The organism is Cryptosporangium minutisporangium (genome assembly GCF_039536245.1).
GTDB classification, from domain to species: Bacteria; Actinomycetota; Actinomycetes; order Mycobacteriales; family Cryptosporangiaceae; genus Cryptosporangium; species Cryptosporangium minutisporangium.
On the sequence record NZ_BAAAYN010000025.1, the window covers coordinates 17,394 to 30,284 of the forward strand.

The window sequence follows — 12,891 nt, forward strand, 5'->3', positions numbered from 1 at the left end:
TAACCGGGACGTCGGCTCCCGCGACGGGAAGCGCCACACATGGACGACCAGCTCTCCCAGCCCGCACTCAACCGCTCCCTCGGCGTCGTCGACGGCGTCGTCATCGCGGCGTCCAGCACCGCCGCGACCACCAGCATCGCGATCGGCACCGGCGTCCTGGCGTCGATCGTCGGCCGCCAGGTACCGATCCTGCTGTTCCTGGCCTTCCTCCCGATCCTGGGGATCGCCGGTGCGTACGCGCGGCTGAATCGCTCAGAGCAGAACTGCGGCGCCGGCTACACCTGGGTGGGCCGCACGATGGGCCCCTGGCTCGGGTTCCTCGCCGGGTGGATCCCGGTGGCCGGGACCGTCATCTTCCTGGCCTACACGACCGCGATCACCGGATCGCTGCTGATCCAGTCGGCCGAAAAACTCGGGTTCACCGCGCTGGACCCGAACTCCACCGCACAGTGCACGGCGCTGGGTCTGGTGGTGCTCGCGCTCCTGACCTGGACCGCCGTGCTCGGCGTCTCGCACGCCGCCCGGTTCCAGAAGTACCTGCTGGTGTTCGAGTACGTCGTACTGGCGGTGTTCTGCGGCTGGGGACTCGTTGTCGGCGACCAGGACTTCTCGCTGTCCTGGCTCAATCCCTTCGCGATCGGCTCCGCGTCGGCGCTCGCCCAGGGCCTGGTGCTCGCGGTGTTCTTCTTCTGGGGCTGGGACTCCGCGTTCAGCGTCACCGAGGAGACCCGGCACCCCGGCGACGCGGCGCGCGGCGGATACATCGCGCTGTTCACGATGCTCGGCCTGTTCCTGCTCGGCGCGGTGGCGTTCCAGCGGGTGATGTCCACCGACGAGCTGGTCGCCAACGGCGCGCAGGGCCTGACCTACTTCGGGGCGAAGCTCGCGCCGGAGCCGTGGGCCACGCTGCCGCTGCTCGCCCTGATGTTCTCCGCGGTGGCGTCGGTCCAAGCCGGGGTGATCCCGACCGCGCGGCTCGCGCTGGCGATGAGCCGCGACCGGACGCTGGGCCCGATCTGGGCGCGGCTGAGCCGCCGCGGCACCCCCGCGGCCGGAACCATCGTGATGGCGGTGATCGCCGGCTTCGTGGCCGTGCTCGCGTTCGCCATTCCGACGCTGAGCGAAGCGATCCTCGCCGCCGTGAACACGATCGGGCTGCTCGTCGCGCTCTACTACGGGCTGACCGCGATCACCGCGGCGATCCGGTTCCGCGGGTTACTGCGCAGCGGTCTCCGAGAGGCGCTCGGTGCGGTGCTGGTGCCGCTGGTGTCCGGGATCCTGCTGCTCGCGCTCGGCGTCTACCTCGCCGGCTACTACGCGACGCTGAGCAGCGAGTGGGCGATCGGCGCCGACAACGGCTGGTTCAGCCTGGCCGCGCCGGCTGTCGTGCTGCTGCTCGGGCTGGGGGTCGCCGCGGTCGCGAAGTGGCGCCGCCGCTCGCCCTACTTCGCCCGCCGGCCGGTGGACCCGGCTGACCCGGTCGCCCCGGTCGCCCCGGCGGCTCCGGCCCCGGATCTCACCTGACCGCACTCCGTGCCACGGCGGCCCGCGGCCACGCGTCCGCCACGAGACACCTCGCACCGACGATCGGACACTGAACCGCATGACCGAACTCACCGCTGACCTGCTCTTCACCGGAGGGCCGGTGCTGCGCACCGACCCGGCCCGCAGCCGGATGACCGCACTCGCCGTGCGCGACGGCCGCATCATCGCCGTGGGGCACGACCTCGACGACCTCGTCGGGCCGAAGACCGAGGTAGTGGATCTCGCCGGTCGCCTGTTAGTCCCCGGGTTCCAAGACGCACACATCCACGCGGTGATGGGCGGCATCGAACTCGGCCAGTGCGACCTCACCGGCACCACCGATCTGGACGAGTACTTCCGCCGGATCCGGCGGTACGCCGACGAGCACCCGGACGCCGAGTGGATCGTCGGCAGCGGCTGGTCGATGGAGAGCTTCCCGGGCGGCGTCCCGACCGCGGAGCTGCTCGACCGGGTCGTCGCCGACCGGCCGGTGTTCCTCACCAACCGGGACCACCACGGTGCCTGGGTGAACACGCTCGCGCTGGAGCGCGCCGGCCTCACCCGGGACACTCCGGACCCGGCCGACGGGGTGATCAACCGGGACGCCGACGGACATCCGGTCGGCGCGCTGCAGGAGGGCGCGGTGGCGCTCGTCGGCGCGATGCTCCCCGCGGTGACACCCGCCGACCGGCTGAACGGCCTGCTCCGGGCGCAGCGTCTGCTGCACTCGCTGGGCATCACCGCGTGGCAGGACGCGATGGTCGGCGCCTCGAACGGCTACCCGGACATCTCGGACGCCTACCTCACCGCGGCCCGGGACGGGCTGCTCACCGCGAGCGTGGTCGGCGCGCTGTGGTGGGACCGAGACCGGGACTCCGCGCAGATCCCGGAGCTGGTCGAGAAGCGGGAGCGGTTCACGGTCGGGCGCCTGCGCTGTTCGACGGTGAAGATCATGCAGGACGGGGTCGCGGAGAACTTCACCGCGGCGATGACCACCCCGTACAAGGACGCCTGCGGCTGCGCCACCGCGAACAGCGGCCTGAGTTTCGTCGACCCGGACGCCCTGCGCGGGTACGTCGTGGCGTTGGACGCGCTCGACTTCCAGGTCCACTTCCACGCGCTCGGCGACCGGGCGGTGCGGGAGGCGCTCGACGCGGTGGCCGCCGCACGGGCCGCGAACGGTTTCCGCGACACCCGGCCACACCTGGCCCACCTGCAGGTCGTGCACCCCGACGACGTGCCCCGGTTCCGGCAGCTCGGCGCCTCGGCCAACCTCCAGCCGCTCTGGGCCGCGCACGAGCCACAGATGGACGAGCTGACGATCCCGTTCCTCGGCGGTGACCTCGCCGGGTGGCAGTACCCGTTCGGTGACCTGCTCCGCGCCGGAGCCACCCTGGTCGCCGGCAGCGACTGGCCGGTTTCCAGCGCCGATCCGCTCGCCGGAATCCACGTCGCGGTCAACCGCCGGCACCTCGGCGGGGCGGGCCCGGTGTTCCTGCCCGAACAGCGGCTCGACCTCGGCACCGCGCTCGCCGCCTACACCGCGGGCAGCGCCTACGTGAACCACCTCGACGAAACCGGATCGCTGCGCGTCGGCAACCGCGCGGACCTCGTCGTCCTCGACCGCGATCCCTTCGACGGCCCGGCCGACGAGATCGGTGCCACCCGCGTGGCCCGGACCTACGTCGACGGCACCCTTGTTTACGACGAGGCCAATTCAGGCACGGTTCGCCGCTTCGCTGTCCAGCCCTCGAATTCGTGAAGACGAAGCCGCGGTGGGCCGGACCTGAATTTGTCTCGGAAAGGTAATCCATGCACAAGTCCCTGGCCGACGTCGACCATCGATCGTTCTGGCTGGAGGACCCGGGTCGACCGGCGCCGTTACCGCCGCTGGCCGGGGACACCACCTGCGATCTCGCGGTGGTCGGGGGCGGCTACACCGGCCTCTGGACGGCGTTGATCGCGAAGGAGCGCGACCCGTCGCTCGACGTCGTCCTGGTGGAGGGCGCCCGGTTCGGGCACGCCGCGTCCGGACGCAACGGCGGTTTCTGCGCGTCGAGCCTCACCCACGGGCTGGGCAACGGGCTGGCCCGGTGGCCGGAGGAGCTGGCCGAGCTGGAGCGGCTCGGCGCGGCGAACCTGCAGGCGATCGAGGACACGCTCACCCGCTACGGCATCGACGCCGAGTGGGAACGCACCGGCGAGCTGGACGTGGCGACCGAGCCGTACCAGCTGCCCGAGCTGCGTGCCGCGGTCGAGCTGGCCGCCGACCACGGCGTCGAGCTGGAGTACCTGGACGCCGACGCGGTACGCGCCGAGGTGCGCTCGCCGACGTTCCGGGGCGGGGTGTGGAACCGGCGCGGGGTGGCGCTGGTGCACCCGGCGAAGCTCGCGTGGGGGCTGGCGGAGGTGTGCCGGCGGCTCGGCGTGCGTCTGTACGAGCACACGCCGGTGCTCGGGATGTCCGGGGCAACGCTGCGGACTCCCCGTGCGGTGGTGCGGGCTCGGACGGTGGCGCTGGGGACCAACGTGTTCCCGTCGCCGCTCGCCCGGGTGCGTCCGTTCGTAATCCCGGTCTACGACTACGCGTTGATGACCGAGCCGCTCTCGGAGTCGCAGCTGCGCGAGATCGGGTGGCGGAACCGGCAGGGCATCGGCGATTCCGGCAACCAGTTCCACTACTTCCGGCTCACCGCGGACAACCGGATCCTCTGGGGCGGGTACGACGCGATCTACCACTTCGGCGGACGCGTCCGTGCCCGCTACGACACCCGGCAGGAGACGTTCGAGACGCTGGCGACGCAGTTCTTCGACACGTTCCCGCAGCTGGAGGGCTTGCGCTTCACCCACGCCTGGGGCGGCGCGATCGACACCTGCACGCGGTTCTCCGCGTTTTTCGGCACCGCGCACTCCGGACGGGTGGCGTACGCCCTCGGGTACACCGGGCTGGGTGTCGGAGCCACCCGGTTCGGGGCCGAGGTGATGCTGGACCTGCTCGCCGGGGAGCCCACCGAGCGGACCCGCACGCGGATGGTGCGGTCGACGCCGCTGCCGTTCCCGCCGGAGCCGCTGCGGTACGCCGGGGTCGAGCTCACGCGGCGCTCGCTGATCGCGGCCGACCGGCGCGCGGGGCATCGCAACCTCTGGCTCCGCACGATGGACGCAGTAGGTTTCGGCTTCGACAGCTAATCGTTGTTTGGCGCCCGGCCATCACAACGATTACTCGCGGACCCCGCCTGCGGCCAGCAGGCGGGCGACGGGCAGCGTCGCCGCGCCGAGGGCTACCGCGTCCGTCCCGAGGGAGCACAGCTCGATCGACGCCTGGGCGAACGGCCGTCGCATCGCCTGCGCCGCCGCCGCGTCCCGGATCTGCGGCAGTAGCCCCCCGAGTGCGATCCCGGCCCAGCCACCGATCACCACCCGCTCCGGGTTGAACAGGTTGACCAGGTTCGCGACACCGGCGCCCAGGTACCGGGCGGTCTCGGCCAGCACCTCGCCCGCCGCCGGGTCCGCCAGCACCGCCGCCAGCTGGGACTCCTCGTCCGGGCCGGTCACCCGCAACCCCGCCTCGCGGGCCCTGGCGATCACCGCCTCCGCGCCGACGTAGGCCTCCAGGCACCCCCGTGCCCCGCAGCGGCAGGCGCGCCCGCCGTACTGCAGCGTCGTGTGCCCCCACTCCCCCGCGCTGCTCGACGCGCCGCGGTACGTCTGGCCGTCGGCCACGATCGCCGCGCCGACGCCGGAGCCGACCAGCGCGAACGCCGCGTGCCGCGCGCCCCGCCCGGCGCCGAACCAGTGCTCGGCCTGGCCCCAGGTCTTCGCGCCGTTGTCCAGATGCAGCGGTAGCGCGGTGCCCGCCCGCAGCAGCCGCTCCAGCGGGACGGCGTCCCACCCGAGCGTCTGGGCGTGCACCACGGCCTCCGGGCCCTGCTCGACCAGCCCGGAAACGCCGATGCCGACCCCGAGGACGTCCGCATCGGACACCCCGGCGGTCTCGGTGACCGCGGCCAGCCCGGTGAGCACGTGCCGAACGACGGTCTGCGGATCGACGTCGTCCAGCGGGTAGTCCGATTTGGCCAGCGGCGTCATCGCCAGGTCGAACAGCTCGACCCGCACCCGCGTCTCCCCGACGTCGACCCCGACGACGGTCGCGAACCCGGGCGCCACCCGCAGCAGGATCCGCGGCCGTCCGCCGTCGGACTCGACCGCGCCGGCCTCCGCGAGCAGGCCGTCGTCGGCCAGGTCGGCGACGACGTTGCTCACCGCAGCCTGGCTGAGCCCGCATCGCTGGGCGAGGTCCTGCCTGCTCAGCGGCCCATCCAGGAACAGCGCGGAGAGCAACGTCGCCCGGTTCTGCCGCCGGAGCGCCCGGTTGGTCGCCCTGCCCTGGACAACCCGGTCCTGATCCACCTGTCCCCACCCTGCTTCTCGACCACTACCGGCCGTCACTGTACGAGGCCCGCCTCGTGAACGCGCTCTCACGGCAACACTTTAATAACACCTTGAATTAAGTAGTGATGGAAGTGCCGAACAGCACTTTAGAGTCCGCTGCACCAAACCTTCGGACCGCTCGGCCCGGGTTCCGCTCGCACCGGACCCCGGAGCTGTCGCCGAGCCGGCCGGCGTCCCTGGAAAGGACAGCTTGTGTTCAAGCGACGATTAGCCGCCATAGCCGTCGGAGCGTTGCTGGCGTCCACCCTGGCCGCGTGTGGCGGGGATGATTCGGGCGACGACGCCAAGACCCTGACCTACTGGGCCACCAACCAGAGCACCAGCCTGGAGAAGGACGCCGAGATCCTGCGGCCGGAGCTCGAGAAGTTCGAGAAGCAGACAGGCATCAAGGTCAAGCTCGAGGTCGTCCCCTGGTCGGACCTGCTCAACCGCCTGCTCGCCGCCGCCACGAGCGGCCAGGGCCCGGATGTCGTCAACATCGGGAACACCTGGTCGGCGTCGCTGCAGGCGACCAACGCGTTCGTCCAGTTCGACGACGCGACGCTGGAGAAGGTCGGTGGCAAGGACCGGTTCGTGCCGGCCGCGCTCGCCGCGTCCGGCGCCGAGGGCAAGCCCCCGACGGCGGTGCCGCTCTACAGCCTCGCGTACTCGCTCTACTACAACAAGAAGATGTTCGCCGAGGCCGGCATCGCGAACCCGCCGACGACCTGGGAGCAGCTGGTCGCCGACGGCAAGAAGCTGACCAAGGACGGCAAGTGGGGCCTGGCGATCGAGGGCGCCCACGTGTCCGAGAACGCCCACCACGCGTTCACGTTCTCGCAGCAGTACGGCGGCGAGTGGTTCGACGCCTCCGGCAAGCCGACGTTCGACACCCAGCAGAACGCCCAGGCGATCAAGCGGTACATCGACTTCATCGCGGTCGACAAGATCACCAACCCGGGTAACGCCGAGTACTCCCAGAACCAGTCGGTGGCGGACTTCGCGACTGGCAAGGCCGCGATGCTGCTCTGGCAGACGGTCGGCTCCCAGCTGACGCTGCGCAACATGAAGCCGGAGGACTGGGGCGTCGCTCCGGTGCCGTTCCTGGCCAGTCCGCCGGCCGGCGGCAAGAAGGTCAACAGCATGGTCGCCGGCATCAACATCGCGATCTTCAAGCACTCCAAGAACCAGGAGGGCGCGCTGGACTTCGTGAAGTTCATGACCAGCGACGAGGAGCAGATCCAGCTCAACAAGACCTACGGCTCGCTGCCGTCGGTCACCACGGTCGGCGACGACCCGGCGTTCGCGAAGCCGGAGCAGAAGAACACCCAGCAGACGCTGGTCACCACCGCGGCTCCGCTGCCGCAGGTGCCCGAGGAGAGCCAGTTCGAGACGCTCGTCGGCACCCTGATGAAGGACCTCTTCGCCGACGCCGCCCGGGGCAAGGCCCCGACGGAAGACCAGATCCGGGACAAGCTCAAGCAGGCCCAGGAGCAGGTGAAGTAAGGCGCCGAACACCGGCCCGGAGCGCGCCCCGCTCCGGGCCGGTGTGTCGAGAGGACACTCATGACTCTGTACCCCGCCAGCCTCCTCCTCCGCTGCGCTCCTTGCTCGCTAGCGCTCGCTGCGATGCTCGCCTCGGAGGCCGGCTCATGACCACCACCGTCTCCGCGCCCGACGTGGCGCCCTCGGACGCCGAGCCGTCGCCGCCCCGCAAGCGACGCCGCAGGCCGAGCCTCCCGTATCTCCTGCTGGTTCCGGCGATCGTGCTGGAGCTGGCGGTGCACGTCCTCCCGATGCTCACCGGCGTCTGGATGAGCCTCCGGGAGCTGACCCAGTTCCAGATCCGGGACTGGTCCAGCGCGCCGTTCGTCGGCCTCGACAACTACCGGGTCACGCTCGACTTCAACAGCGCGATCGGCAAGGAACTGCTGCACTCGTTCTGGGTGACGATCGCCTACACGGTGCTCGTCGTCGGCCTGGCCTGGGTCATCGGGCTCGCCGCGGCGGTCGTGCTGCAGCGTCCGTTCCGCGGCCGCGCGTTGCTGCGAACCCTGTTCCTGACGCCGTACGCGCTGCCGGTCTACACCGCGGTCATCACCTGGAGCTTCCTGCTGCAGCGGGACACCGGCGCGCTCAACCACGTGCTCGTCGACCAGCTGGGCCTCGTCGACGACCGCCCGTTCTGGCTGATCGGCGGCAACAGCTTCTGGTCGCTCGTCCTCGTCTCGGTGTGGCGGTGCTGGCCGTTCGCGTTCCTCTGCCTGATGGCCGGCCTGCAGAGCGTTCCGCAGGACCTCTACGAGGCCGCCTACATGGACGGCGCCGGGTTCTGGCGCCGGCTGCGAGCGGTGACGCTCCCGATGCTGCGGCCGGTCAACCAGGTCCTGCTGCTGGTCCTGTTCCTCTGGACGTTCAACGACTTCAACACCCCGTACGTGCTGTTCGGCAAGGGCGCACCGGACGAGGCGGACCTGATCTCGATCCACATCTACGAGAGCTCGTTCGTCACCTGGAACTTCGGTCTCGGCTCGGCGATGTCGGTCGCGCTGCTGCTCTTCCTGAGCGTCGTCTCGGGGCTCTACCTGTTCCTGACTCGAAAGGCGAGGTCCGATGCGTGAGAACAGGCGCCTGTTCCTGACTCGACAGCGCCGCAAGGTGGGGTCCGATGCGTGAGACCGCCGCGGAGCGTTGGTCGCGCCGTGTCATCCTGACGCTACTCTCGGCCTTCGTCCTCATCCCGCTCTACGTGATGCTGACGACCGCGCTGAAGCCGCTCCGGGACGTCCGCGACTCGTTCACCTGGATCCCGGCACGGCCGACGTTCGAGGCGTTCGTCGACATGTGGAGCACCGTGCCGCTCGGCCGGTACCTGGTGAACAGCCTGATCGTGTCGACGGCCGCGGCGGTGCTCTCGGTGGCGATCGCGATCCTCGCGGCGTACGCCACCAGCCGGTGGCGGTTCCGCGGCCGAAGCGTGTTCCTCGCCAGCGCCCTGTCGACGCAGATGTTCCCCGGCATCCTGTTCCTGCTGCCGCTGTTCCTCATCTACGTCAACATCGGCAACGCCACCGGGATCGAGCTGTACGCGAGCCGGACCGGCCTGGTGATCACCTACCTGACGTTCTCGCTGCCGTTCTCGATCTGGATGCTCGTCGGCTACTTCGACGCGATCCCGCGGGAACTCGACGAGGCCGCGGCGGTCGACGGTGCCGGGCCGATGCGGATCCTGTTCCGGGTCCTGCTCCCGACCGCGGTGCCGGGCATTCTCGCGGTCACCGTCTACGCGTTCATGACCGCCTGGGGTGAGGTGCTGTTCGCCTCGGTGATGACCGACGAGAACACCCGCACGGTGGCGGTCGGCCTCTCCGGCTACTCGACCCAGTACGACGTCTACTGGAACCAGATCATGGCGGCGTCGCTCGTCGTCAGCGTCCCGGTCGTCGCCGCATTCCTGTTCCTGCAGAAGTACTTCGTCGCCGGCCTCACCGCTGGGGCCGTCAAATGACTGGAGAAGACTTGCACCATCTCTCCCACCTGCCGTCGAACTTCGTCTGGGGCGCGGCGACGGCGGCCTATCAGATCGAGGGGGCGGTCGACGCTGACGGCCGCTCGCCCTCCATCTGGGACACGTTCGGCCGCGTTCCCGGCGCGATCGCGAACGGCGACACCGGCGACGTCGCCTGCGACCACTACCACCGCTGGCCCGAGGACCTCGGGCTGCTCCGCGAGCTGGGCGTCGACGCCTACCGGTTCTCGGTCGCGTGGCCACGGGTCATCCCGACCGGCACCGGCGCGGTGAACACCAAGGGCCTGGCGTTCTACGACCGGCTGGTCGACGAGCTGCTCGCCGCCGGTATCCGGCCGTTCGTCACGGTCTACCATTGGGACCTCCCCCAGGTCCTCCAGGACAAGGGCGGCTGGCCGGTACGCGACACCGCGGAGGCGCTCGCCGAGTACGCGGGGGTCGTCGCCGGCGCGCTCGGCGACCGCGTCACCGACTGGTGCACGGTCAACGAGCCGCTGTGCGTCGCCTGGATCGGCCACCTCGAGGGCACGATGGCTCCGGGGATCCGCGATCTCCGGCTGGCCGTGGACGCCTCGCACCACGTCCTGCTCGGGCACGGCCTGGCGACCCAGGCGATCCGCGCCAACGCCTCGGCGGAACCCTCGGTGGGGATCGTGCTCAACCCGAGCCCGGTCGACCCGGCCACCGACAGCGAGGCGGACGTCGCCGCGGCGACCCGTAGCGACGGGCACACGAACCGCTGGTGGCTCGATCCGCTCCACGGCCGGGGCTACCCCCGCGACATGATCGAGACCTACGGCTACGAGCCACCGGTGCGCGACGGCGACCTGGAGACGATCGCGACGCCGACCGACTTCCTCGGCGTCAACTACTACTTCCGGGCCGTGGTGGCGGACGATCCGACCGCGCCCGCGCCGTTCACCCGGCAGGTCGAGGTGCCCGGCGCACGGCACACCGCGATGGGCTGGGAGGTCAGCCCCGGCGGTTTGGAGCGGATCCTCACCCGGGTCGCGTCGGAGTACCAGCCGGCGCGGATCTACGTCACCGAGCAGGGGTCGGCCTGGCCGGACGTCGTCGCCGCGGACGGTTCGATCGAGGACAAGGAGCGCATCGACTACCTCGAGCAGCACCTGGAGGCGATCGACGCCGCGGCCGCCGCGGGCGTGCCGCTCGCCGGGTACTTCGTGTGGTCGCTGCTGGACAACCTCGAGTGGGCCTACGGCTACGACAAGCGCTTCGGCCTCGTCCACGTCGACTACGCCACCCAGGAGCGCACGATGAAGGCCAGCGGCCGACGATACGCAGAGATTCTGCGCGATTTTCGTCGGTAAACCCCTACTGGATCGTGACCTGTCCGGGTTACGGTTCGACGTCCCCGCTGCCCGGTGTGCGTAAGGAATTGAATGTCTGCCGACGCCCCCGCCGTGCCCGCGCTGTCCCGGCCCACGGTGGTGGCCTGGCGGAACGCCGTGTTCGCGGTCTTCGCGGTCAACGGGCTGGCGCTGGCCACCTGGATGTCCCGGGTACCGGCCGTCCGGGACTCCCTCGGCGCCACCACCGCCGAGATGGGCTGGATCGTGTTCGCGATCGCCGTCGGGTCGATCGTCGGACTGAGCTCGGCCGGCCAGGTGCTGGCGTGGGCCGGGTCACGGCGCACGATCGCCGGGTCGGTGGGCGTCGGCGCGCTCGGCCTGGCGATCGTCGGCGGAGGAGCGGCCGCGGCCGGGCACGGCGCCGTCGTCGTGCTCGGCCTGGCCCTGCTCGGCGCCGGCATGGGCATGTGCGACGTCGCGATGAACGTCGAGGGCGCGGCCGCCGAACGCGCGCTCGGCCGGACCGTGATGCCGCTGTTCCACGCCGCGTTCAGCGGCGGCACGATCGCCGGTGCGGCCCTCGGCGCGCTGGCCGAGTGGGGCGGGGTCTCGACCGCCGCGCACTTCGGCGCGGCCGGGGTCGTGTCCGGGGTGATCGTCCTGCTGTCGGTGCGGTTTCTTCAGCTGGACGCGCTGGGCGCGACCACCGCGTCGTCGGACGAGCCACAGCCGGGGTGGCGGGAGCGGCTCGGCATGTGGGGCGACCGCGGAACGCTGCTGATCGGGCTGATCGTGCTCGGCATGGCGTTCGCGGAGGGTTCGGCGAACGACTGGCTCGCGCTGGCCATGGTCGACGGGCACTCGGTGAGCAACTCGACCGGCGCGGTGATCTACGGCGTGTTCGTCACCGCGATGACCGCGGGACGCATCCTCGGGGTGTTCTTCCTCGACCGGTTCGGCCGGGTTCCGGTATTGCGGGCGACGACGGCCCTGGCGGTCCTCGGCTTGCTGATCGTGATCTTCGTGCCGTCGCCGGCGGTGGCCACGGTCGGCGTCGTGCTGTGGGGACTCGGTGCGTCCCTGGGCTTCCCGGTCGGCATGTCCGCCGCCGCCGACGACAGCCGCACCGCGACCGCCCGGGTGAGCATCGTCGCGACGATCGGGTACTTCGCGTTCCTGGTCGGCCCGCCGGCGATCGGTTTCCTCGGCGACGCCGTCGGCCTGCTCCGGGCGTTGATCCTGGTACTGGTCCTGGTCGCGGTGGCCGGTCTGGCCGCTCCCAGCGCGCGCGAGAAGCGCACCTAGCGCAACTCCCGACGCGGGAGAGAAGCGCACCTAGCGCGCCGAAAGCGCCCGACACGCTATCAGCGGGCCATTCCCGGGCATCACATGGCCCTCGATAAAGGACTTCGCGCAATAGCGGCGCCCTTGTCCGAGGGAGAAGTCACGCCGTCCGCAATACTTAGAGTATTGTTGGTTCCGCGCTTGGTCCCCCTCCCATTCCATGAGGTAACAATGGCACGCAAGGTGCAGGTTCTCCTCGTCGACGATGTCGACGGCAGCACCGCTGACGAGACGGTCTCCTTCGGTCTCGACGGTGCGCACTACGAAATCGATCTGTCCACCGAGAACGCGAACGCGCTCCGGGAGGCACTGGCCAGCTACGTTGCGGCCGCCCGCAAGGCCGGCCGGGCCAGCTCCGGAAAAGTGGCGCGCGCCGCGTCCACCGCAAAGCAGTCACCGAGTGCAGACCGCGCACAGAACCAGGCGATTCGCGACTGGGCGAAGCGGAACGGCCTACAGGTCAGCGAGCGCGGTCGCATCCCTGCGGAGATCGTCGCGAAGTTCCACGCCGCGGCATAACCGAACGTTGCCGTAGGCAAAGGCGCGCCGGATCGCCGCCTGAATGAGAACCTGACGTCCGTTCCGTCGTGAATGGGGATCCCAGGGGGCAGTGCGAAAGGGCGACGGTTATTCGCACAGAATCCGTGCAGCGCGCAAAATGCACGGCGTCCATTTCAGTCTGCGAAAAGCGCCCGAGCTGCCGCACAGCACCCGTAGAACATCCCGAAGGCCGCCCCCTCAAGGGGCGGG

The 12,891-nt window shown here is 70.5% G+C and carries 10 protein-coding genes; 9 read left to right on the forward strand and 1 reads right to left on the reverse strand.

Annotated features, from left to right (window positions below; genetic code table 11):
• Nucleotides 1–39 precede the first annotated feature (39 nt).
• From ABEB28_RS20160 to ABEB28_RS20170, 3 genes are all read left to right on the forward strand, one after another.
• On the forward strand, nucleotides 40–1,524 hold the full coding sequence (locus ABEB28_RS20160) for an APC family permease (RefSeq protein WP_345729708.1): 1,485 nt from the start codon (nucleotides 40–42) through the stop codon (nucleotides 1,522–1,524).
• Nucleotides 1,525–1,603: 79 nt separating this feature from the next.
• Nucleotides 1,604–3,286, forward strand: a complete 1,683-nt coding sequence (locus tag ABEB28_RS20165) for an amidohydrolase (RefSeq protein WP_345729709.1) — start codon at nucleotides 1,604–1,606, stop codon at nucleotides 3,284–3,286.
• 50 nt (nucleotides 3,287–3,336) lie between these two features.
• Nucleotides 3,337–4,713, forward strand: coding sequence for an NAD(P)/FAD-dependent oxidoreductase (locus ABEB28_RS20170; protein WP_345729710.1), 1,377 nt, complete (start codon nucleotides 3,337–3,339; stop codon nucleotides 4,711–4,713).
• A gap of 30 nt (nucleotides 4,714–4,743) precedes the next feature.
• On the opposite strand, the gene ABEB28_RS20175 is transcribed toward ABEB28_RS20170, so the two are convergent.
• Nucleotides 4,744–5,934 (reverse strand): ROK family transcriptional regulator, encoded by a 1,191-nt coding sequence (locus ABEB28_RS20175; RefSeq protein WP_345729711.1) that lies wholly within the window; start codon nucleotides 5,932–5,934, stop codon nucleotides 4,744–4,746.
• Between the two features lie 234 nt (nucleotides 5,935–6,168).
• On the opposite strand from ABEB28_RS20175, the gene ABEB28_RS20180 reads away from it, so the two are divergent.
• From ABEB28_RS20180 to ABEB28_RS20205, 6 genes are all read left to right on the forward strand, one after another.
• Entirely contained in the window at nucleotides 6,169–7,461 is a 1,293-nt protein-coding gene (locus ABEB28_RS20180; protein ID WP_345729712.1) for an ABC transporter substrate-binding protein, read from the forward strand.
• Between the two features lie 146 nt (nucleotides 7,462–7,607).
• Entirely contained in the window at nucleotides 7,608–8,576 is a 969-nt protein-coding gene (locus ABEB28_RS20185) for a carbohydrate ABC transporter permease (RefSeq protein ID WP_345729713.1), read from the forward strand.
• 47 nt (nucleotides 8,577–8,623) lie between these two features.
• Nucleotides 8,624–9,463, forward strand: coding sequence for a carbohydrate ABC transporter permease (locus ABEB28_RS20190; RefSeq protein ID WP_345729714.1), 840 nt, complete (start codon nucleotides 8,624–8,626; stop codon nucleotides 9,461–9,463).
• Entirely contained in the window at nucleotides 9,460–10,815 is a 1,356-nt protein-coding gene (locus tag ABEB28_RS20195) for a GH1 family beta-glucosidase (RefSeq protein ID WP_345729715.1), read from the forward strand. Before ABEB28_RS20190 ends, ABEB28_RS20195 begins: the two co-directional genes overlap by 4 nt.
• A 72-nt stretch (nucleotides 10,816–10,887) precedes the next feature.
• Nucleotides 10,888–12,102 (forward strand): MFS transporter, encoded by a 1,215-nt coding sequence (locus ABEB28_RS20200; protein ID WP_345729716.1) that lies wholly within the window; start codon nucleotides 10,888–10,890, stop codon nucleotides 12,100–12,102.
• Nucleotides 12,103–12,312: 210 nt separating this feature from the next.
• On the forward strand, nucleotides 12,313–12,660 hold the full coding sequence (locus ABEB28_RS20205) for a histone-like nucleoid-structuring protein Lsr2 (protein WP_345729717.1): 348 nt from the start codon (nucleotides 12,313–12,315) through the stop codon (nucleotides 12,658–12,660).
• Nucleotides 12,661–12,891 lie beyond the last annotated feature (231 nt).

Bases quoted from the DNA above. Each gene is read 5' to 3' on its own strand.
- ABEB28_RS20160 (WP_345729708.1), top strand. From the start codon at position 40: ATGGACGACCAGCTCTCCCAGCCCGCACTCAACCGCTCCCTCGGCGTC.
- ABEB28_RS20165 (WP_345729709.1), top strand. From the start codon at position 1,604: ATGACCGAACTCACCGCTGACCTGCTCTTCACCGGAGGGCCGGTGCTG.
- ABEB28_RS20170 (WP_345729710.1), top strand. From the start codon at position 3,337: ATGCACAAGTCCCTGGCCGACGTCGACCATCGATCGTTCTGGCTGGAG.
- ABEB28_RS20185 (WP_345729713.1), top strand. From the start codon at position 7,608: ATGACCACCACCGTCTCCGCGCCCGACGTGGCGCCCTCGGACGCCGAG.
- ABEB28_RS20190 (WP_345729714.1), top strand. From the start codon at position 8,624: ATGCGTGAGACCGCCGCGGAGCGTTGGTCGCGCCGTGTCATCCTGACG.
- ABEB28_RS20195 (WP_345729715.1), top strand. From the start codon at position 9,460: ATGACTGGAGAAGACTTGCACCATCTCTCCCACCTGCCGTCGAACTTC.
- ABEB28_RS20200 (WP_345729716.1), top strand. From the start codon at position 10,888: ATGTCTGCCGACGCCCCCGCCGTGCCCGCGCTGTCCCGGCCCACGGTG.
- ABEB28_RS20205 (WP_345729717.1), top strand. From the start codon at position 12,313: ATGGCACGCAAGGTGCAGGTTCTCCTCGTCGACGATGTCGACGGCAGC.